Here is a 19,705-nt window from a genome sequence, read left to right on the forward strand (position 1 = left end):
CGCGAGATTCCTCGGCAAGCTCGGAATGACGGTCTGTTGTGCGGCGTCCTGTTGCACGACGCTTTGCTTAACAGGTTTGCCATGTACTCTACTTCGCTGGCTGCACGCCTTCCGAAGTCATTTGCACGCGCTTAAGCGTACCATCTTTGTTGTAGTAGAGGTAGTCGATGCATACGGAGCGGTGGTAGCTGCTGCCGCCGGTATTCACCCCGCCATTGTGGTAGATGAAGTACGATTTGCCCTTGAAATCGATGATAGCCTGGTGGTTGGTGTTGGAGTTTCCGGCTATTTCGTTCAGGATGCCCTTGTATTCCCACGGCCCGGTGAGGCTGCGGCTCATGGCATAGGCAATTTTTTCGGGGAAGCCAGTGGCGTAGCTCAAGTAGTACCAGCCGTTGTGTTCGTGCACCCAGGGCGCCTCCGTAAACTGCGGCACCTCAATGGTTTGGATGGGGCCGTCCAGCTCCGTCATGTTGGACTTGAGCTTGGCATAGCGGCACACCGTATTGCCCCAAAACAGGTAGGCCTGACCTTTTTTGTCGATGAACACGGTAGGGTCGATGTCGTCCCAGGAGATTTTGCTCTCCGTCATGTTGTTGGTAATCAGCGCCGAGCCGCGGGCATCTTTGAACGGGCCAATTGGGCTATCGGCCACGGCTACCCCAATGGCTTTGCCTGGAATGGTGCCGTGCTCTACGGCCGCATACCAGTAGTACTTGCCGTTGCGCTCAATTACCTGCGAGGCCCAGGCATCGTCTTTAGCCCAGGTAAACTCCTTCACGTTCAGCGGCGAAGGGTGTTCCTTCCAGTTCACCATGTCCTGAGAGGAGTAGCACAGCCATTCGTGCATCACGTAGCGCTCCTGCTGGGGCGGAGCCTCATCGTGGCCGGTGTAGAGGTACACAGTGTTGCCCTGCACCAGCGCGGCTGGGTCGGCGGTGTATTTTTCGAGAATGATGGGGTTGCTGCCGGGTTTGCGCGGGGGTAGGGTAGCGGGGGCTTGCGCCAGGGCGCTAGTAGCAGCCAGCAGCAAGGGTAGAAAAGCGAGTTTCATGCGATTTTTTTAGACGATACCTACTTCAGTTCCAGCACAACCACTGACTTGGGCGGTAGAGCCACCGTCAGGTTGCCGCCTTTTTTCTTGGCGCCCTTAAACTCAGCCAGCTTGAGGTTGTTCGGCTTCTCAAACGTGTTGTAGTCGCTCACGCTATTCGAAGTCAGGATACGGCCCGACACATTCTTCCAGTTCACGCCGGGTAGGGCGGTTTCCAGGTTGATGGTCTTTTTGGTATCGAGGTTCACCAGCGAAATGTGCACTGCGCCGTTCTTATCCTTGGAGGCCGAAGCGTTCAGGGCCGGAATTTTCTCGTTACCCATCACGTAATCGGGGCTCTTGAAGTCGAGGGGCATGTACTGCGCATCCTGGTGCACTTGGTACAGGTCGAAGACGTGGTAGGTAGGCGTGAGCAGCATCTTCTCCTTGTCGGTGAGCACCAGGGCTTGCAGCACGTTCACGGCCTGGGCCAGGTTGGCGCCCTTCACCCGGTCGCAGTGGTTGTTGAAGATGTTGAGGGTAGTGCCGGCCAGCAGCGCGTCGCGCAGGGTGTTCTGCTGATACAGGAAGCCGGGGTTGGTGCCGGGCTCTACGTCGGTCCAGATGCCCCACTCGTCTACCAGCAGCGCTACGCGCTTCTCTTTGTCGTACTTGTCCATGATGGCCGCGTGCCGGGTCACGATGTCGTCCATTTTCAGTCCGTTGCGCAGGGTGTTGAAGTACTGCTGCTCATCAAAGCCCGTGGCCGCGCCCTTGCTGCCGCTCCAACTGCCGGTGGGTAGGGTGTAGTAATGCAGCGTGAGGCCCCACATCATGTTGGTGGGTATCTTCTTCATGCACACTTCCGTCCAGTTGGCATCGTCGCCGTTGGCGCCGCTCACAATTTTCTTCAGCTTGGTACCGGGGTAGTCGTGCGCAAAGGTGGCGTAGCGCTTATACACGTCGGTGTAGTACTCGGGCGTCATGTTGCCGCCGCAGCCCCAGCTTTCGTTGCCAATGCCCCACCAGCTCACCTTGTAGGGCTCGGCGTGGCCGTTCTTCTTGCGCTCCTGCACCATGGGCGTGTCCTCGTTGGAGTTGAGGTACTCCATCCAGTTGCTCATTTCCTCCACCGTGCCACTGCCCACGTTGGCGGCCAGGTAGGGTTCGGTACCCAGCATATCACACAGTTCCAAGAACTCGTGCGTGCCAAAGCTGTTGTCTTCCAGGGTGTTGCCCCACCACAGGTTCAGCATTTTGGGGCGCTGGGCGGCAGGGCCCACGCCGTCGTGCCAATGGTAGGTATCGGCAAAACAGCCGCCGGGCCAACGCAGGTTGGGTACGTGAATTTTCTGCAACGCCTCCACAATATCCATCCGAATACGACCTTTCTTGGGCACATTCAGGTCCTTGTCAACCCAAAAGCCCCCGTAGACGTTGCGGCCCAGGTGCTCGGCAAACTGCCCCTGAATGTGCTTACTAACAATGAGTTTGGGGTCGCCGGGCTGCACGGTCATTTGCACTGTTTGGGCAGAAGCAGCAAGAGCAGTCAGACTAAGGCCCGCCGCCGATAATAGGTGTTTATAGCGCATGTGGTGGGTTGGTGATGGAGTAATGATTCACTGGCGAGTTTAGGTAGGCGCTGCTTATTGTAAGCAGTTCGAAAAGTGCACAGTGGGCAACGCATATCGAAACTCGCCGCTGGTAAAGGTAAAACGATTTTACAATCGCGCAATCGATTGTGTAAAAAACAACCAGACCGCTGGCCGTTATTTGGTGCTAACGACTGGCCAGCCGGCTGCGTCCCAGCGCATGGTTTCTATGCGCAGTTTGGGGTGTGCTTTGTCGTTCGCATCGTACCCGTGAAAAATGAGGTAGTCGGTGTTGTTGAAGGTAGCTACGGCGTTGTGACCCACGCCATACCAGTTTTTGTCGCCCTCCAATACCAGCGTGCCACCGCCCTGGTCGAGGCGGGCGCCGGTGCGGTCGAGGTAGGGGCCGCGCACGTCTTCGGCCCGGCCTACCATCATTTTGTAGGTGCTCTGCGGACCGCGACAGCAGTAGTCAAATGAGGTAAACAGGTAGTAATATTTGCCTTTCTTGAAGATGAAGGGCGCTTCAATGGCCCCGTCGCCGGGTAGGGAGTCGTTCAGCTTGGGGTCGCGGGGACGGTGCGCAATGGTGCGCCACTGCTGCGGCTCGGCGGGGCCTGTAAGGTCGGGGCGCAGTTGCACCAGCTTAATACCATCCCAAAACGAGCCAAACGTCAGCCACGGCGCACCGACCGCATCGCGCACCAGGTTGGGGTCGATGGCGTTCCACATATCCCTCCCCGGCACCGATTGTACCACCAGGCCGTGGTCCACCCATTTGAAGTCAGGGGAGGTAGGGTCCAGCGTTTTGTTGGTGGCCAGCCCAATAGCCGAGGTGTTCTTCCCGAAGGCCGACACCGAGTAGAACAAGCTGTATTGGCCGTTGGCAAATGAAATATCGGGTGCCCAAATGTGGTTCTTGAAGCCCGGAATGGCCTTCACGGCCCACGCAGGCGCCGCCGCAAACACCGGCTTCTGCGGTTGCCAGTGCTGCCGGTCTTTCGACGACCATACGGCAATGCCCGGCCCGGTACAGAACATGTAGTAGGTACCATTTTGCTGAATCATCACCGGATCGTGGGCCGGAATAAGCGGCGTTTGGGCCTGCAACTGGTAACTCAGTAGCAAAAACAGCCACAGTAAATGCTTTTTCATATATTGGTTGAGGTTTACATAAACGATTGTGTAAGGATGCTAGTTAAGTAAATTCGTTCGGGAATGCCAGCCGGCTCGCTACCCAATGTGCCGGCCAACCGGCGCCGGGGGTAGGGACAAGTTTTACCCGCCAGCATTCCCGTCATACCTATCTTTGTTTGATACAACCAAATAGGCCCCTACACCTGCTTGCACGCACGAAAGTGTAAAGCAGGTTGTATGGAACAAAACGCAGTGGCTTCAACTGACTGTAAACGCCGCAGTCACAAAAATTAGAACAGACAATAACGTATGGCCCCTCGCTCCAAGAAAATAGTGGATGCTACTAGTAGCCCCATATCCATGGCCGATCTGGCCCGTGAGCTGGGCGTGTCCATGACCACCATTTCGCGCGCCCTAAGCGACCATCACAGCATTGGCCCGGCCACCAAGCAGAAGGTGCTGAAGCTGGCCAAAAAGCTCAACTACCAGCCCAACCACTTGGCCGCCGCGCTGCGCAAGGGGCAGAGCAAGCTCATTGGCGTGATTGTGCCCTACATTGAGGGGCGCTTTTTTGCCACCGTGGTGCACGGCATCGAAACGGCTGCCAGCAAGGCGGGCTTCAACGTGATTATCTGCCAATCGAGCGAGGATGTGGCGCAGGAGCGCAAAAACGTGGAAACCCTGCTCAGTGCGCAGGTAGCCGGCATTTTGGTTTCGCTCTCACGGGATACCAATGACTTTCGGCACTTCGAGAAAGTGCGCAAGCGCGGTATTCCATTGGTTTTCTTTGATAGGGTGCTGGAAAGTGACACGGTGAATGCCGTGGTGCTCAACGATTACGATGGGGGCTACCAGGTGACGCGCCACTTGCTGGAGCAAGGGTGCCGGCGTATCGGCCACTTTGCCGGCCCGCAGCACTTGAACATCTACCGCAACCGCCGCCAGGGCTACCTCGACGCATTGGAAAGCTACAACCTACCCCTAGACGAGCAGCGGATTGTATACTCCGATATGACGCTGGAAGACGGCTCCGAGGGTATGCGTCAACTGTTGGCCCTGCCGGATGGTGGGGTCGATGCGGTGTTTTCGGCCGGCGATACGGCTGTGCTGGGTGCCTTGCAGTTCCTGAAAAGCAAGCAGGTGGCGGTGCCGCAGCAGGTAGCGCTGGCGGGCTTTAGCAACGAAGCCTTTACGGCCATTACCGAGCCCATGCTTACGTCCGTTGATCAGCGCTGCGAGGAAATGGGGCAGGCGGCTGTGCGCTTGTTTCTGGAATTGGTGGAGTCGCAGGACAGCGCTTTTCTGCAACGACAGGTGATTTTACAGCCCCGGCTATTCATTCGTGAGTCGTCGTTGCAAGGCACGCCTTCTTTAGATACGCTATCAAAGCAGGCGACTAAGATACCTTGCTAAATGGTTTTAGCAGAGAATGAAGTAAGAACTTGCGGTGTATGCAAACGTTTGCATATATTGCCGGCGGGGCCTGTTGGGTTCTGTTGCCGCATCTTTCTTTATTCTCTACACCGTGACGTTTTCTCTTCTTTCCGCTGCCCGGCAGCATGCCATGTTACTGCTTGTAGGTGGCCTGAGCGTAGGCGCCTGTCAGCAGTCAACAGCGCCCACCACCGCAACTACTCCGGCGCCTGCCACTACTATTGCCAATCCCATTTTGCCCGGCGACTTCCCGGACCCCTCAGTGGTGCAGATAGGCGACACGTATTGGGCCACGGCCACTACCTCCAACTGGGGACCTGTTTTCCCGCTGTTGAAATCGAAGGATTTAGCTAAATGGGAGCTGGTGGGCCACGTATTTCCGGAGGGCCGCCCAGACTGGGCCGATTACTACTTCTGGGCCCCCGAAATCAGCCAGGAAGGCGGCAAAACGTACGTGTTCTATACAGCGCACCAGCGCGGCGGTAACCTGGCAGTAGGAGTGGCCTCGGCCGACACGCCGGCCGGCCCCTACCACGACCACGGTCCACTGGTGGGCCAGCCCAATGGCTCCATCGACGCTTTCCCGATGCGCGATGAAAACAACCAGCTCTACCTGATCTGGAAGGAAGACGGCAACAGCGTGAGCCAGCCTACCCCCATCTGGGCCCAGCGCCTCAACGACGACCGCACCGCGCTACTAGGCGAAAAACAGGAGCTGTTTCGCAACGATGCCGCCTGGGAAGCTGGCCTGGTAGAAGGCGTGAGCATGGTGCGCCACGAGGGCTATTTCTATGCCTTCTACGCTGGCAATGGCTGCTGCGGCAATGGCTGCACCTACGCTACCGGCGTGGCCCGTTCGCGCAACCTGTTGGGACCGTGGGAGAAATACGGCAAAAACCCGATTATGGTGAACAATGACACCTGGAAGTGCCCCGGCCACGGCACCGTGGTGCAGCGCGACGGCCACTGGTTTTTGCTGCACCATGCCTATGATAGCCAGGGCTTTCAGAATGTAGGCCGCCAGGGTGTGTTAAGCGAGTTCACGTGGAATGCCGAGGGCTGGCCCGAGTTCCAGGGGCGCAGCACCACCGTAGGCGCCGCGCCGGCCCTAACGGCGCACAACCTGACCGACGAGTTCACGAAAGCTACCCTGCTGCCTACCTGGCAGTGGCCGGTAGAGCACAAACCTGCCTTTCAGGTGAAAGACGGCCAGCTACGCCTCACGGCCAGCCCCGAAGGCAGCGGTGCGGTGCTGGGTCAGCCTACCTACACGACAACCTATACCGTTACAACCACGCTGCTAAACCCGGCCGCCCTACCCACCGGCGCCACGGCCGGCCTCACCGCCCACGGCGACCCCGACAACGCCCTGGCTCTTACGGCCGGCGGTGGCCACATGCAACTGTGGCAGCGCATTAAAGGCCAGCAAAAGGTATTGGCTGACATGCCGTTGCCGGCTACCAAAACCCTCCAGTTGCGCATGCAGGTCGAAAAAGGGAGCCAGTACCGCTTCAGCTGGAGCACCGACGCGGGCAAAACCTGGCAGTCACCGCCAACCACTACCCCGGTGGATGGCACCTACCTACCGCCTTGGGACCGGGGCGTGCGGGTAGGGCTGGTGGCCCAGGGCCCAGCATCGGCCACTGGCACATTCGAGAATTTCAAGCTGGTCAATCAGTAAGGATAGTTGTCAGGTATGAGCGAAAAACGCTGTCATCCTGCGCTTGCGAAGGACCTTATGCCAGTTGAGCGGCTGACGTAACAACAACTCGTTCTCCCGTGATAAGGTCCTTCGCTGTGCTCAGGATGACACCACTTCTCAACCTTAATGACTAAACTCTACCAACCAATACCTCACCTAACCTTCTTTCTATCTGTATGATGCGTATTTCCCGGATTATGCTGGTGCTGGGCAGCAGCTGGCTTAGCATTGGTGGCCTCCTGGCCCAGACCCTGCGCCCACCGGCTTACCCCCTCGTCACCCACGACCCCTACTTTAGCATTTGGGCCTTCAACGATACGCTGACGGCCGCGCCTACCCGCCACTGGACCGGCGAGCCGCAGGCTCTGGAAGGCATGGTGCGGGTGGATGGCAAAACCTACCAATTTCTGGGCAAAGCCGCGGCCGAATACCGCGCCGTGATTCCGACGGCGCAGGAAAAGCCGTATGAGGCGCGCTACACCTTTACCAAGCCTGCCGATGGTTGGGAGAAAACGACGTTTGCGGCCGCCAACAGCTGGAAAACCGGTCCTGCGCCCTTCACCGATAACCGTAGCCTGAAAGGCACTAACTGGACAGAGGGCGACATTTGGGTGCGCCGGACCGTATCGGTGCCCGCGCCGCTGCCCACCGGCAAGCTCACGCTGCTACTCTGGCACGACGATGATGTGGAAGTGTACCTGAACGGTGTGCTGCTAACCAAGCAAGAAAAATTCAACGACAAGTACGCCTACTTTGCCGTGCCCGAAGCGGCGCGCAAGGCTCTGCACACCGGCGAAAACGTGCTGGCCATGCACTGCGTCAGCCCGCAGGGCGGCGAGCATCTGGATGCCGGTCTGTATATCGAGATGCCGCAGCAGCGCCTACCCACGGCCCGCCAGACGGGCGTGACGGTCACGGCCACCCAAACCAACTATACCTTCGAAGCCGGCCCGGTGCGCCTCACGGCTAATTTCCTCTCGCCACTGCTGCTGGATGAGTTGGAAACCGTGGCCCGCCCCGTGAGCTACATCACGCTGGGCGCTGCTGCCACCGATGGCAAGCCCCACACCGTGCAGGTACTCCTGACCGAAGCCGGCACCGTGGCCGCCAACTCGCCCTACCAAAACATGCAAACTCAGACCGGCAGCGACGCCAGCCTAACGTGGCAGGCGGTAGGCACCACGGCGCAGCCCGTGCTGGGCCAAGCCGGCGACAACGTTCGCATCGATTGGGGCTACGCCTACCTGGCCGCGCCCAAAGGCGCACAAACAACCAGCGGCACCACCTCGGCCTTGCAGAGCGCCTTTACGCAGTCGGGCAAGCTCGCCGCGAATAGCAAGCCGCAAACCGGCGCCGCCCAGCGCGTTGCCTTAGCTACGGTGTTGGACATGGGCCGCGTAACGAAGCCCACCGAGCAGCACGTACTGTTGGGCTACGACGACCTGTACTCGGTGCAGTACTTCGGGCAGAACCTGCGCGGCTGGTGGCGCCGCGACCCGTCTATGACGATGGCGAAGGCCCTGCAAACGGCTGAGAAAGAATACACGCGCCTACGCCGCAAGAGCACGGAGTTCGACCAAAAGATGTATGCCGATGCCCAGGCCGCCGGTGGTAAGGAGTACGCCGACCTCTGCCAGCTGGCCTACCGCCAGGCCATTGCAGCCCACAAAATCGTGGCCGGCCCGAAAGGGGAGGTGTTCTTCTTATCGAAGGAGAACTTCTCGAACGGCTCCATCGGCACTGTGGACGTGACCTACCCTTCGGCACCCATGTTTCTGCTCTATAATAATGAACTGGCGAAGGGCTTGCTGCGCTTTATCTTCGATTACAGCGAGTCGGGCCGATGGAAGAAGGACTTTCCGGCGCACGACATCGGTACTTACCCGCTGGCCAACGGCCAGACCTACGGCGAGGACATGCCCGTGGAGGAAGCCGGCAACATGCTGATTCTGACCGCTGCTGCCGTGAAAGTGGACGGCAAGGCTGACTTTGCCCGCGAGCATTGGCCTACCCTCACCAAGTGGGTAGGGTTCCTGAAGCGCGATGGATTCGACCCCGCCAACCAGCTCAGCACCGACGACTTTGCCGGTCACCTGGCCCGCAACACCAATCTTTCGGTGAAGGCCATCATGGGTATTGCCTGCTATGGTCAGATGGCCCAGCAGCTTGGCGATAAGAAAACGGCCGACGAATACATGGCCCTGGCCCGCGATATGGCCAAGCGTTGGCAAACCATGGCTCGCGACGGTGACCATTACGCCCTTACCTTCGATAAGCCTGCCGGCTCCTGGAGCCAGAAGTACAATCTGGTGTGGGATAAGGTGCTAGACCTGAACGTGTTTCCAAAAGAGGTGGCCCAGCAGGAAATGGACTTTTATCTCAAGCACCAGCAGCGCTATGGCCTACCCCTGGACAGCCGCAAGACCTACACCAAATCAGACTGGATCATGTGGACGGCAACGCTAGCCGACCGCGAAGCCGATTTCAAGGCCCTGGTGGCGCCGGTGTGGCAGTTTGCCAACGACACGCCCGTGCGTGTACCCCTCACCGACTGGCATGAAACCACCAACGCCCGTCAGGTTGGGTTTCAGGCTCGTTCGGTGGTTGGCGGTTACTTTATCAAGCTCCTGTCGGATAAGATGACGAAGAAGTAAAGGCGTGTTGGGGCTGGCTTACTGCGCAAAGTAGGCCGGCCCCGATAGGGTAGACCAATCGGTGGCCCGGCGGCGGCGGGCGGGCCGCGCTTTACGGCGGGTAGCATTGCGGCGCGGCGTGGCGCGTTGCAGCCAGTAGCAAGGCGTGGGCTGCGAGGTGTCGACAGCAGGCCGGCGCGGGCCACCAGTGGCCGTGCTCATAAACAAGGCCGGGTTGCCGTTGCGGTCATACACCCACCCTTGGTGCAGCCACCCCAGGTAGCGCCCATTTACGGCATAAAGCAGGTCTTCTTCAAACCAGGCCAGCAGGCGGCCGTTGGCATCATATAACCCCTGGCAAGCCGGATCAACGTACACGACGGGCTGCCCGGTGGTATCGTACAGTGAAATCATGGTGCGAGACGAAATAAAATAGTGATAGAATAAAGGCTAAAAAAATAAACGCAATCCGATAGGTTATCGGATTGCGTTTTGCATTAAATACGCTGTATTTTAATTGCAAATATTTGATAATTAGTTTTTTATATTACTGTGAGTAGGATTAAGCTATGTCGAAGCACGCCGTGTTACCAGACAATGCAGTAAGACGTGGGTTGTACTTAGTTATATTGAAATTATACTACAAACGATAGCCGAGTAGTAGGGGTAGGTAGGGTTAGTGATTAAGCAGGCGAAATAGCCTGTAAGCATTTGTTTTTGCGGCTACAGCTCCACTATACTCACAACTCTGCCGGTCAATTCGTCGTAACGGCAAACTACTATTTACCCGACTCCCTCCAATGAGTGTTGCTCCTTTGCTTCCTATCTATTTCGAAAACGGTGCTGGCCGGATTTTGGAAAATGCATCCGGTCGTTATTTATACCTAAAATGGAGTGCTAATGAGCGCGATACCGAAACGTTTCGGGCACTGCTCAATCATGTGGCACGGGCCTTGGTACGGCATAAGTGGAGCAAGGTGTTGGCCATTCAACAGGTTATGCAGCCGCTGAATGAAGAAGAGTTGAATTGGATGTTGCAGGAGTGGCTACCACACGCCATGCACGAGGCCGGCTACCGGCACGGGGCCATTGTACTGCCGCACCAGGTAGACGCCCGCCTCACTACTAGTCAGCTCACCAACAAAGCCCAGCAGCAAGCCATGAACTACCAAACATTTGAGGAAGAAACCGAAGCGGCTACCTGGCTTATGCACCAACCCGATTAACTAAGTATCGTTTCCGCCTTTTCTTCACGAGCAACCCATCCACGCGCATCGGTCGGTAGTTGGTCTGCACGGTTTTGTTCTGCATATGACGTCTACCTCTACCGCCGAAGCTCCTATGATTGCTGAACCAACGGCCGTAGAAGCCGTGCTGGTACAACGCCTCTACCAGCGCGACGAAAATGCCATGCTACTGTTCTATAATCAGTACAGCGCCATGCTCTACGGGGTGATTTTGCGAATTGTGAAGCACACCCACCTAGCCGAGGATGTGTTGCAAGAAAGTATGCTGAAGATCTGGCATTCTTTCCCAAGCTACAATCCCATGCGGGGGCGGCTAACTACCTGGGCACTCAATATCTGCCGCAACAAGGCCATTGACGAGCTGCGGGCCCAGCGCGCACGCGGTGCCGAGCGTACCACGTCGCTACCAAGTAAGCTACCGACGTCTCTTCAACCACTAGCCACAACCTTTCGCCCCGAGCATGTGGGTGTACGCGAACTGGTGCACGATTTGTCGCCGGCCGCGCAGGAGTTGTTGGATATGCTGTATTTCCAGGGCTACACCCAGCAAGAGGCTGCCGAGGCGCTGGGTGAGCCACTTGGCACGGTGAAGTCCCGCGCCCGCGCTGCCATTAGCGTTCTGGCGCGTCGGCTGCGCAATGCGGGGTAGGGGGTAGGACTACTCGGTGGGGGGCTGCATAATGAAGCTGCGCATCATGTGCAGCAGCAAGGAATCGGCGGCACTCAGGTTGAGCGGCTGCAAGTTTAGCTGAATGGGTTGAACATAACCCGCCATAGTTAGAAACTCTTCATCCGACACGGGGCGGAAAGCCATGGACCAGTCGGTGAAGCTGCGCTCAGCTACTTCTTTATCAGCTAGTTTCACTAGGCCCACGTGGCGCTTATCGGACAGCAAACGAGTGTAGAGGTCGTCTAAAGCGGCCTTATCACCTTCCACAATCTGCATGAAACGTCCGTCGCCATACACCAGTGCGCCCGTAATGTTATCTTGTTCGTTACGGAGGCGCGCCTGGTTGAGTAGGGCGCCCAGTTCAGCGTCGCTCAGTGGCTGCACGGCCGTGCTCATATAAATCAAATGGTGCATCGAAGGAAGGTAGGATCAAATCAAAGGTAGAGAAATAGATTCCCCATCCGGCGCCGGCTGCGTATCATTGCTCATGAAAATACTGCTGGTAGAAGACGAACCCAAGGTGGCGGCCTTCCTGCATAAGGGCCTCACCGAGCAAACCCATGCCGTCGATATTGCCTCCGATGGCCTGTTGGGCTTGCGCCTAGCCTTGGTCAATGGCTACGATCTGGTGATTCTGGACAACCTGCTGCCTGGCCTGAGCGGAATAGAAGTGTGCCGCCGCATCCGCGAAAGCCACTCCTCGGTACCTATCCTGATGCTGACGGCCCTAGGCGAAACCGACGACAAAATCCGTGGCCTCGATGCCGGTGCCGACGATTATTTGGTAAAGCCTTTTGCTTTCCAGGAGTTGCTGGCGCGCATCCGGGCCCTCACGCGGCGCCACCAGGAAGCGCCCGGCACGGCCGGCGTGGTGCTGCGCCTAGCCGACCTCACCCTCGACCCCGTAACCAAAATAGTGCAGCGGGCCGGGCAGGCTATTCAGCTCACTGCCCGCGAGTTTGCCCTGTTAGAGTTTTTGCTGCGCAACAAGGGTAGGGTAGTATCACGGGTAGATATTCTGGAGCAGGTGTGGGAAACCAGCTTCGACACCGGCTCCAACGTCATCGACGTGTACATCAACTTCCTACGCAAGAAAATCGACCGGGATTTCACCCCCAAGCTCATCCATACGCTGGTAGGCATGGGCTATACCATGAAGGAAGAGTAATTGGTTGATGTGGTGATTGTTGAGGTGGTGAGGCATTGTCATCCTGAATTTGCGAAGGACCTTATCACGCTAGCACGAGTCGTTGTTACGGTAATCATTCTGCCGTGATAAGGTCCTTCGCAAGCTCAGGATGACAATGCCTCACCACCTCAACAATCACCACATCAGCATATTAGCACATCAACATTATGTCTATTCGTCTTCGGTTGGCGTTGCAGTTTGGGTTGATTGTAGGCTGCACGCTGCTGGTGTTTTCGCTGGTGATTTATGCCTTTACCTACCAGGCCCGGCGGGCGTTATTCACCGAACGCTTACTAGGCCGCGCCCAGATAGTGGGGCACGTGTACCTGGATGGCACTAACCGCGCCGATGCCAGCCGGGTTTCGTACCGACGCTACCTGCGCCAGTTTTACCGCACGCTGCCCCAGGAAGAAGCGCGGGTGTACAACAACCAGGACTCTATTGTCTTTCATGAAGGCACTCTGCGGACCAAGCCTGCACCGGGCAAGTTGCTGGAAGATGCGCGTCGTTTGGGCCAGGGCATCCGGCACGATGCCGCCTATCACCAAACGGTTTCGTTGCGCTACCGCGATGCGCGGCGCGGCACCTTTATCGTAGTGGCTTCCTCCATGGACACGGAAAGCGAGCAGGAATTGAGCAATTTGCGGCTGATTCTGCTGGTGGGCCTGCTAGTATCGTTTGGGATTGTGGGTGTGGGCGGTTGGTTTTTTGCCGGCCAGGCCCTGCGCCCCATGAAGCGCGTGGTGAACGAGGTAGACAGCATCACGGCTTCCGACCTGCACCAGCGCCTCTCCGAAACCGACGGGCAGGACGAAGTGTCGCACTTGGCGCAGCGGTTCAACAGCCTCCTCGACCGTCTCGAAACGGCATTTGCCGGGCAGCGCACCTTCGTCCGCGACGCCTCCCACGAGCTGCGGACTCCCCTGACGGCCCTCATTGGAGAGCTGGAAGTGGCCCTGATGCAGGAGGAGCGCCCGCCTGCCGAGTACCGGCGCGTGCTGCGCAGCACCCTCGATGCGGCTCGCCTCCTGAAAGACCTCACCAACGGCCTGCTCCAGATTGCCCGCGCCTCCGACGACCCCTCGCAGGTGCCCCTCACCTCAACGCGCCTCGACGAGCTGCTGCTACAGGCCCACGAGGAAATCAGGCGGCGCCACCCTACCCACCGCGTCGACCTGGAATTCAGCGAGTCGGATTCCGGCCATCCCGCCGACCCGTTTGTGGTGCGGGGCAACGAGGCGCTGCTGCTGTCGGCGGTGCTCAACGTGCTCGAAAACGCCTGCAAGTTTTCTTCCGACCCCACACAGCCCATTGTGGCCACGTTGCTGGCCGCGCCGCGCGCCGTGCACCTGCTAGTGCGCGACAAAGGGGTAGGCATGACCCCAGAAGACCAGCAGCAAGTGTTTGTGCCTTTCTTCCGGGCCGATAACGTGCGTACGGTGCCCGGACACGGCATTGGGCTGCCGCTCACGGCCAAAATCATGGAGCTGCACGGCGGCAGTATTCACGTGCGCAGCCGTTTGCACGAAGGCACCGAAGTGGAGCTGATTCTACCAGCCGCTTAACCAATCCCAAAATAGCATCCTCTCGCAGGTGTGTTTCATAGTGCTAAATACTCTTTGTGAAGAAATAAAATGCTGTTTTATAGTCGTTTGTGGCCATAAGAAGCGATTTAATTTCTTTTTAATTCTCTTTTAACGCGCTCTTAATTACCTCCCCGTATTCTTGTAACATAATAGTTCAAGCAAGTGTGTTGCCGGCAGCGAATGGACTGATGGATGCCGCAAACGACGGCTCACCTGTAGTCAGTTGCCCGGAATCAACGCATCTGCTTTAAAGTAAGAACTCATGCAGTATATGTGGCCAGCAAAGCCACTAAACACGGCATCACATAGTCTGCATCCGATTTGCTGTCGGCTACCTTGGAGGGGAGAATGCCGACGGCTACCAGAGCCATCGTACCAGTAGTGGTACGATGGCTTTTTGGTGTAAGATATCCGTCAATAGCTTCTCGCTGACAACTTTAGGGTAGGTCCCACGCGTACCCATCAAGAAGTATTTACTCTCACTTACTTCTGATGAAAGCAATATATTTCAATGAGTACGGCCCCGCCAGCGTACTGCAATACGGCGAGCAGCCAACTCCCAAGCCCAAAGCCAACCAGATTCTAGTGCGCGTGCAGGCCAGCAGCGTCAACCCCGTCGACTGGAAAATCAGGGAAGGCGGTATGAAGCTGATTATGAGCCCCGCGTTTCCGAAGCTGATGGGCCGCGATGTAGCCGGTGAGGTGGCTGCCGTGGGCGACGACGTCGTACGATTTACCCCCGGCGACCGGGTATATGGTATGGTAGCGGGCATGGGCGGCGCCAACGCCGAGTATGCCGTGCTGGAAGAGGTGGAAACTGCTTTCATTCCTGATAACCTGGGCTTTGAGCAAGCTGCGGCCGTGCCCCTAGTGGCCATTACGGCGTTGCAGGCCCTGCGCGACCACGCTCCCGTACTTTCCGGCGACCGGGTACTCATCAACGGGGCATCGGGTGGGGTAGGCGCCATGGCCGTGCAAATAGCCTGGGCGCTGGGTGCCGGGGAGGTAATTGGCACCTGCGGCCCCGATAACATGGAGATGGTACGCAGCTTGGGCGCTTCGCAAGTGTATAACTACAAGGAGCACGATTTTACGAAAGACCAAAGCCGCTACGACGTGGTGTTCGACGCAGCCGGCAAAAGCTCTTTCTTGGAAAGCAAAGCTTGCCTGCGCAACAACGGCCGCTACGTAACCACCATCCCCGACCCCAAAGCCATAGCCGCAGCGGTGTTATCGGCAGCTTTCTCAAGCAAGAAGCAGGCGGCCTTCATGGCCAAAAACAGCGGTTCCGATATGGCGCTTATCTCGGCGTGGCTGAAAGCCGGCACCATTCACCCCGTCATCGACCGCACGTTCCCGCTGTCTGAAACCAGCGCCGCCCAGGAATACGGCGAGCAGGGCGAGTCGAAGGGAAAGATTGTGCTGACGGTAGGGTAGGAAAGTAGCGATACCGCTTAAGCCCATCTACCTCGCATAGTTTATAAACCGCTTTCCAACATAAGGTTACACCACTGTTGGGAAGCGGTTTATGTTTTTGTAGTAGATATATACCGAAGGCTCTTTGCCGATGGCTGCGGCCCATTGCGGGCAGTAGGGCGCCATCCAAATGGCATCGCCTTGCTGCACGGGGTAGTATTGCTGGTTGAGCATGTAGATGGCCTGGCCTTGCAGGTAGAGTAGGCCATGCTCCATCTGGTGCGTTTCTACCAGCGGCAGAAACGCGCCGGGTTCGTAGGTGAAGATGTTGACGGCCATGTCGAAGGCAGGCTTATGGGGCAACAGCGCCTGTATGCGCAGACCCTCATCGTTGCAGTGCACGCGGGCCTCGCGGTCATCTTTCTCCCCAAACATGACCTCGGGCGCCAGGTGGCCAGCCAACGGCTCATACACTTTGTGAAACGTGAGTAGTTGAGTACCCGCATCAAATCGGTCGAACAGGTACTCTTGCTCTATCGGGACGTACACGAACTGGCCGGTTTTGAGCAGCCGCACCGTGCCCCCTACCGATACCTGACACTCGCCCCGCACCACGTAGAAGAAAATCTGTGCCGTAGCGGTGCGGCCCGTTACCTGGCCGTTTTCCCGTGCCGTGATAAGCGTTTGTCCAAAGCCAGCGCCCATGTGCTCGCTCACCAGCACGTTGACTGTGCAGCCTGTCCAGCCAGGCACGTTGCTGTTGATGTAGCCATCGGGGGTAAGAATGGCGTGATTGCGCGCAACAACGGAGCGGGTGAAAGCAGGAATTTGCATGGGTAGAAAATCAGTGAGGCCAACTAGGCGCACCAGTGAGGCACGCACGTAATAAGGAGCATAAGACGAACGGATGAGGTCAACCAATGCAATAACTCGCTTCAGGATCAGGCAGAGCCTATGTACCGTGTACCACTCGTCTAACGCCAGAGCCCGCTGTGAGCCTAATCTGTCTACGTAAAAACCCGTAGAAACGTGGTTGCAGAATGCAGTAAAAGCATAGGTAAATACTGATTTTGGAGGTCTGTGGCGGCAGGTATAACCGGCGAAACGTATGCTGTTTTAGCCTGCTAGTTCACCGCTACTCTCTTTTCCACAACCCCTCACCTAGTGCCGTTTGTATGAAGAATGGTACGCCCTCCCGTCGTTCTCTTCGCTTTCTGCTAGGCAAAGCAGCCGAAGAACGCAACCTAGCCCTACCCGTGCGCCAACTACTGATGTACCCGGTAGCCAACAACGACCTGACTGCCGCTTTCCAGAACTAGTACGCCGATGCCATGCCTTTAAGCCGAAATTGACTCTAGGCAAACTATCAAGCAAGCTCAAGTGCCAGCGTGCCCATCACCTACATGCTCTACTAAGGCACAAGAGCTAGCTGCCTCGCGGCTGCGTACCGCTTTTCAACACTCAACCATTCACCACACAGACCAATGGAACAGCCTATTTCTCGCCGCCAGCACGGCTTCACCGACTACAGCTACATCCCACTGGCCCTGACGATTCCGAAACTAGCGGGGTTTGAAGCAGAACAAAAAGCCGTGACCATGACGCGCGTGCTAGCCGGTAATATTCTGTTGTCCAGTATGTTCACCCGCGCCGAGTGGGGCCTCTTCAAGAAAATGCCATATAAAGCGCACTTGGTGCTGGATGTGGCAGTAGGCGTATTCGCTGCCAGCTCGCCCTGGCTGCTGGGCTTCGCTAAGAACAAGGCGGCCCGCAACGCGTTTTTGCTGCTAGGCACGTTTGGCATCCTGGCGGGCACGCTCTCCAAACCCGAAGAAATGCCGGAATTCGAACAGTAGAGTATCCGATACCAAACCGACCGGGGAGCGGCGCGTATAGTGAGTATACGCGCCGTTTTTATTGCAACGGTTTTCACTTACACGAGCCGGCTCACCGGCTCTTTTAGCACTACTAACATGGCCCAGGACCCCCAGCATAATCCCGAAGAAAGTACCCCCATTAACCCTACCATCACACACGACCAAGGCAGCCAGGAAACAGTGCGCGATGAGCGCGGCGACGGCACTACCGGCCTTGTGAACAACGGTAGCTACCAGCTGAAAACAGACCAGGGCGAAAGCGCCGAAATGGGCACCGCCCCGCTGCACCTGCACAGCGCTGCCAAAGGCGACGAAGACTACCTTAATGGCGACGACCACAAGCAAGTGCTACCCAAGCCAGAGCAGGACAAGCTGTAAAACTTGAGTTTACAAACACACAAAAGGCGCTACCTGAAGCAGGTAGCGCCTTTTGTGTGCTTACGGTAGAGGTAGATTATTCTAAATACCCCAAGTCCGCCAGCCTTAGCCTATAGGGGGTAGGCTGGCTTCGAGGCGGGCGCGTAAGTGCTCGTGTTGCTTGGGCAGCATCAGGTGAGTGCCCAGCTCGGCCAGGGGCTCATCCACGGTGAAACCGGGGTTATCGGTGGCAATTTCGAAGAGCACGCCGCCCGGCTCGCGGAAATACACGGAGTGGAAGTAGTCGCGGTCGATTTGCGGGGTAGGCTGCAAGCCTTTCTCGATCAGCTTTTTGCGGAAGTAGAGTTCGGCTTCGTCGTTTGCCACGCGGAAGGCAATGTGATGCACCGAGCCGCCGGCCGTCACGCTTCGCGCTTCGCCGGGCGCCTCTACCAAGTCAATGTAGGCGGCGCCCTGCACCGTGTCGGTCACGTAGCGGTGGCGGTTTACGTGACTTTCCAGCAGCGTATAGCCGAATACATCAGTTAGGATCTCAGCGGTGGCTTTGATGCTGGCCAGCGTGAGCGTAACGGTATGGAAACCCTTGGTGGCTACCTCAGCGCCTACCTCGGCGGTGGTCCAGGGCGTGCGCGGGTCCTCGGTTTTGGACACGATAAGCTCCAGCTTCAAGCCATCGGGGTCGAGGAAAGTGAGGTACGGCTCACCAAACTTCTCACTGGGCTTGTTGTACGTAACACCGTACTGCTCAAAGCGCTTTATCCAGAAATCGAAGCTGCCCGCGGGCACAGAGTAGCCTACCTCCGTGGTCTGCCCAATGCCGCGCCGGCCCTGGGTGATGTGCTCCCAGGGAAAAAAAGTGAGAATGGTACCCGCCGAGCCGGTTTCATCGCCGAAGTAGAAATGATACGTGCCGGGGTCGTCGAAATTGACGGTCTTTTTCACGAAGCGTAGACCGAGCACGTTGGCGTAAAAATCGTAGTTCCGCCGGGCATTGCCCGCAATAGCCGTCACGTGGTGCAGGCCAAGAATGCGTGGTTCCATGAGAAGTGGGTTAGAATTCAGAAGGGTAGAAAGGAGGTAACTTATTTGCGCTAGTTTGCAGGGCTTCAGCCCTGCAAACTAGCGCAAATGGCTTGCTTTGTTTATTCGGTTATTTACTGAATATCAAATTATTGGCTAAATCTATTTCTTCCTGTGTGATGGTGTGGCCCATGTTGGGGTAGATCTTCTCCGTGACGTGGGCACCTAGCTTAGTGAGCAGCGCCGTGGAGGCGCGCACACGCTCTACGGGCACGTGAAAATCAGGGTCGCTGCTACCGATGAATATGGGCGTGCCGCCGAAGTCGCCCGCGTAGGTAGTAGGATGCACTTCGTCGCCAATAAGGCCACCAGTGAAGGCCGCCACGCCGCCGTAGCGGGTGGCGTGGCGCGCCACGTACTCCAGCATCAGGCACGCTCCCTGCGAGAAGCCCATGAAATAGATATTTTTCTTGCTGATGCCGTTGTCTACCACCTCGGCCACTGCGTGGTCTACAGCGGCCAGCGCGGCTGAAAGCCAGGGTTCGTTTTGGGCGGTTGGCGCCAGAAAAGACTGCGGGTACCATGTGTGCTGCGTGGCCTGCGGGGCAAGCAGGGCGTAGGCGCCAACGTGCAGATGCCGGCCCAGCGACAGGATATCGGCGGCGCTGGCGCCCCGGCCGTGCAGCATAATCAGGGCTTTGGTGGCGGTGCCTAACGGTTGCCCCGCCGTGCGAATAGGTTCTTGATGCATACGGCCAATATAAGGGCTGCGCGAGGAAAGCTTGCTGGTT

At 57.4% G+C, this 19,705-nt stretch carries 19 protein-coding genes; 11 read left to right on the top strand and 8 right to left on the bottom strand.

Translation table 11 applies throughout. The annotated features are described in order from the left end of the window. Window positions 1-88: 88 nt before the first annotated feature. The 3 genes from KYK14_RS14095 to KYK14_RS14105 all read right to left on the bottom strand — a co-directional run bounded on the left by KYK14_RS14095 (window position 89) and on the right by KYK14_RS14105 (window position 3,780). Window positions 89-1,054, bottom strand: a complete 966-nt coding sequence (locus KYK14_RS14095; RefSeq protein WP_208308101.1) for a glycoside hydrolase family 43 protein — start codon at window positions 1,052-1,054, stop codon at window positions 89-91. Between the two features lie 20 nt (window positions 1,055-1,074). Beyond that, window positions 1,075-2,625 carry an alpha-N-arabinofuranosidase gene (locus KYK14_RS14100; protein ID WP_219159679.1) on the bottom strand — a complete coding sequence of 517 codons (1,551 nt, stop codon included), beginning with the start codon at window positions 2,623-2,625 and terminating at the stop codon, window positions 1,075-1,077. 177 nt (window positions 2,626-2,802) lie between these two features. Further along, window positions 2,803-3,780 (bottom strand): arabinan endo-1,5-alpha-L-arabinosidase, encoded by a 978-nt coding sequence (locus tag KYK14_RS14105; protein ID WP_219159681.1) that lies wholly within the window; start codon window positions 3,778-3,780, stop codon window positions 2,803-2,805. A 291-nt stretch (window positions 3,781-4,071) separates the two neighbouring features. Here KYK14_RS14105 and KYK14_RS14110 point away from each other — a divergent pair, with 291 nt between their 5' ends. The 3 genes from KYK14_RS14110 (at window position 4,072) to KYK14_RS14120 (ending at window position 9,552) form a co-directional block, all read left to right on the top strand. Continuing rightward, the gene (locus KYK14_RS14110) at window positions 4,072-5,175 is read left to right on the top strand and encodes a LacI family DNA-binding transcriptional regulator (protein ID WP_208308104.1); all 1,104 of its coding nucleotides are present in this window, start codon (window positions 4,072-4,074) and stop codon (window positions 5,173-5,175) included. A gap of 112 nt (window positions 5,176-5,287) precedes the next feature. Further along, window positions 5,288-6,877, top strand: a complete 1,590-nt coding sequence (locus KYK14_RS14115) for a family 43 glycosylhydrolase (protein WP_343217108.1) — start codon at window positions 5,288-5,290, stop codon at window positions 6,875-6,877. A gap of 197 nt (window positions 6,878-7,074) precedes the next feature. Continuing rightward, the gene (locus tag KYK14_RS14120; RefSeq protein ID WP_219159683.1) at window positions 7,075-9,552 is read left to right on the top strand and encodes a glutaminase family protein; all 2,478 of its coding nucleotides are present in this window, start codon (window positions 7,075-7,077) and stop codon (window positions 9,550-9,552) included. An 18-nt stretch (window positions 9,553-9,570) separates the two neighbouring features. Here KYK14_RS14120 and KYK14_RS14125 read toward each other — a convergent pair whose 3' ends face one another. Beyond that, complete coding sequence (locus tag KYK14_RS14125) at window positions 9,571-9,945, bottom strand: 4-fold beta flower protein (RefSeq protein WP_185282953.1); 375 nt, start codon at window positions 9,943-9,945, stop codon at window positions 9,571-9,573. A 386-nt stretch (window positions 9,946-10,331) separates the two neighbouring features. On the opposite strand from KYK14_RS14125, the gene KYK14_RS14130 reads away from it, so the two are divergent. Both KYK14_RS14130 and KYK14_RS14135 read left to right on the top strand, forming a co-directional pair. Beyond that, window positions 10,332-10,757, top strand: coding sequence for an STAS/SEC14 domain-containing protein (locus KYK14_RS14130; protein ID WP_185282954.1), 426 nt, complete (start codon window positions 10,332-10,334; stop codon window positions 10,755-10,757). An 85-nt stretch (window positions 10,758-10,842) separates the two neighbouring features. Further along, on the top strand, window positions 10,843-11,427 hold the full coding sequence (locus KYK14_RS14135) for an RNA polymerase sigma factor (protein ID WP_246601852.1): 585 nt from the start codon (window positions 10,843-10,845) through the stop codon (window positions 11,425-11,427). A gap of 9 nt (window positions 11,428-11,436) precedes the next feature. On the opposite strand, the gene KYK14_RS14140 is transcribed toward KYK14_RS14135, so the two are convergent. Continuing rightward, window positions 11,437-11,862, bottom strand: coding sequence for a BLUF domain-containing protein (locus KYK14_RS14140; RefSeq protein ID WP_185282955.1), 426 nt, complete (start codon window positions 11,860-11,862; stop codon window positions 11,437-11,439). Between the two features lie 73 nt (window positions 11,863-11,935). On the opposite strand from KYK14_RS14140, the gene KYK14_RS14145 reads away from it, so the two are divergent. The 3 genes from KYK14_RS14145 to KYK14_RS14155 all read left to right on the top strand — a co-directional run bounded on the left by KYK14_RS14145 (window position 11,936) and on the right by KYK14_RS14155 (window position 15,660). Continuing rightward, window positions 11,936-12,616, top strand: coding sequence for a response regulator (locus KYK14_RS14145; protein ID WP_185282956.1), 681 nt, complete (start codon window positions 11,936-11,938; stop codon window positions 12,614-12,616). A gap of 188 nt (window positions 12,617-12,804) precedes the next feature. After that, a complete protein-coding gene (locus tag KYK14_RS14150; protein WP_208308106.1) occupies window positions 12,805-14,202 on the top strand; it encodes a HAMP domain-containing sensor histidine kinase in 1,398 nt (465 codons plus the stop codon). Between the two features lie 513 nt (window positions 14,203-14,715). Beyond that, a complete protein-coding gene (locus tag KYK14_RS14155; protein WP_208308107.1) occupies window positions 14,716-15,660 on the top strand; it encodes an NADP-dependent oxidoreductase in 945 nt (314 codons plus the stop codon). A gap of 66 nt (window positions 15,661-15,726) precedes the next feature. Here KYK14_RS14155 and allE read toward each other — a convergent pair whose 3' ends face one another. Continuing rightward, window positions 15,727-16,473, bottom strand: coding sequence for a (S)-ureidoglycine aminohydrolase (allE, locus tag KYK14_RS14160; RefSeq protein ID WP_185282959.1), 747 nt, complete (start codon window positions 16,471-16,473; stop codon window positions 15,727-15,729). Between the two features lie 341 nt (window positions 16,474-16,814). Between allE and KYK14_RS14165 the strand changes: the two genes are divergently transcribed. From KYK14_RS14165 to KYK14_RS14175, 3 genes are all read left to right on the top strand, one after another. Then, the gene (locus KYK14_RS14165) at window positions 16,815-16,958 is read left to right on the top strand and encodes a hypothetical protein (RefSeq protein WP_219159685.1); all 144 of its coding nucleotides are present in this window, start codon (window positions 16,815-16,817) and stop codon (window positions 16,956-16,958) included. A gap of 165 nt (window positions 16,959-17,123) precedes the next feature. Beyond that, entirely contained in the window at window positions 17,124-17,495 is a 372-nt protein-coding gene (locus KYK14_RS14170; protein ID WP_185282961.1) for an SPW repeat domain-containing protein, read from the top strand. Window positions 17,496-17,612: 117 nt separating this feature from the next. Next, window positions 17,613-17,894 carry a hypothetical protein gene (locus KYK14_RS14175; RefSeq protein WP_185282962.1) on the top strand — a complete coding sequence of 94 codons (282 nt, stop codon included), beginning with the start codon at window positions 17,613-17,615 and terminating at the stop codon, window positions 17,892-17,894. 105 nt (window positions 17,895-17,999) lie between these two features. Here KYK14_RS14175 and KYK14_RS14180 read toward each other — a convergent pair whose 3' ends face one another. Both KYK14_RS14180 and KYK14_RS14185 read right to left on the bottom strand, forming a co-directional pair. Further along, window positions 18,000-18,935: a ring-cleaving dioxygenase gene (locus KYK14_RS14180; protein WP_219159688.1), complete on the bottom strand. Its 936-nt coding sequence runs from the start codon at window positions 18,933-18,935 to the stop codon at window positions 18,000-18,002. A gap of 109 nt (window positions 18,936-19,044) precedes the next feature. Beyond that, entirely contained in the window at window positions 19,045-19,665 is a 621-nt protein-coding gene (locus tag KYK14_RS14185) for an alpha/beta hydrolase (protein WP_219159690.1), read from the bottom strand. Between the last annotated feature and the right edge of the window lie 40 nt (window positions 19,666-19,705).

The organism is Hymenobacter profundi (assembly GCF_019334315.1).
Taxonomy (GTDB): domain Bacteria; phylum Bacteroidota; class Bacteroidia; order Cytophagales; family Hymenobacteraceae; genus Hymenobacter; species Hymenobacter profundi.

What these genes read in the sequence shown, in the direction of transcription:
- KYK14_RS14095 (WP_208308101.1), bottom strand. Translation starts at nt 1,054, where the DNA reads ATGAAACTCGCTTTTCTACCCTTGCTGCTGGCTGCTACTAGCGCCCTG.
- KYK14_RS14100 (WP_219159679.1), bottom strand. Translation starts at nt 2,625, where the DNA reads ATGCGCTATAAACACCTATTATCGGCGGCGGGCCTTAGTCTGACTGCT.
- KYK14_RS14105 (WP_219159681.1), bottom strand. Translation starts at nt 3,780, where the DNA reads ATGAAAAAGCATTTACTGTGGCTGTTTTTGCTACTGAGTTACCAGTTG.
- KYK14_RS14110 (WP_208308104.1), top strand. Translation starts at nt 4,072, where the DNA reads ATGGCCCCTCGCTCCAAGAAAATAGTGGATGCTACTAGTAGCCCCATA.
- KYK14_RS14120 (WP_219159683.1), top strand. Translation starts at nt 7,075, where the DNA reads ATGATGCGTATTTCCCGGATTATGCTGGTGCTGGGCAGCAGCTGGCTT.
- KYK14_RS14125 (WP_185282953.1), bottom strand. Translation starts at nt 9,945, where the DNA reads ATGATTTCACTGTACGATACCACCGGGCAGCCCGTCGTGTACGTTGAT.
- KYK14_RS14130 (WP_185282954.1), top strand. Translation starts at nt 10,332, where the DNA reads ATGAGTGTTGCTCCTTTGCTTCCTATCTATTTCGAAAACGGTGCTGGC.
- KYK14_RS14135 (WP_246601852.1), top strand. Translation starts at nt 10,843, where the DNA reads ATGACGTCTACCTCTACCGCCGAAGCTCCTATGATTGCTGAACCAACG.
- KYK14_RS14140 (WP_185282955.1), bottom strand. Translation starts at nt 11,862, where the DNA reads ATGCACCATTTGATTTATATGAGCACGGCCGTGCAGCCACTGAGCGAC.
- KYK14_RS14145 (WP_185282956.1), top strand. Translation starts at nt 11,936, where the DNA reads ATGAAAATACTGCTGGTAGAAGACGAACCCAAGGTGGCGGCCTTCCTG.
- KYK14_RS14150 (WP_208308106.1), top strand. Translation starts at nt 12,805, where the DNA reads ATGTCTATTCGTCTTCGGTTGGCGTTGCAGTTTGGGTTGATTGTAGGC.
- KYK14_RS14155 (WP_208308107.1), top strand. Translation starts at nt 14,716, where the DNA reads ATGAAAGCAATATATTTCAATGAGTACGGCCCCGCCAGCGTACTGCAA.
- allE (WP_185282959.1), bottom strand. Translation starts at nt 16,473, where the DNA reads ATGCAAATTCCTGCTTTCACCCGCTCCGTTGTTGCGCGCAATCACGCC.
- KYK14_RS14165 (WP_219159685.1), top strand. Translation starts at nt 16,815, where the DNA reads ATGAAGAATGGTACGCCCTCCCGTCGTTCTCTTCGCTTTCTGCTAGGC.
- KYK14_RS14170 (WP_185282961.1), top strand. Translation starts at nt 17,124, where the DNA reads ATGGAACAGCCTATTTCTCGCCGCCAGCACGGCTTCACCGACTACAGC.
- KYK14_RS14175 (WP_185282962.1), top strand. Translation starts at nt 17,613, where the DNA reads ATGGCCCAGGACCCCCAGCATAATCCCGAAGAAAGTACCCCCATTAAC.
- KYK14_RS14180 (WP_219159688.1), bottom strand. Translation starts at nt 18,935, where the DNA reads ATGGAACCACGCATTCTTGGCCTGCACCACGTGACGGCTATTGCGGGC.
- KYK14_RS14185 (WP_219159690.1), bottom strand. Translation starts at nt 19,665, where the DNA reads ATGCATCAAGAACCTATTCGCACGGCGGGGCAACCGTTAGGCACCGCC.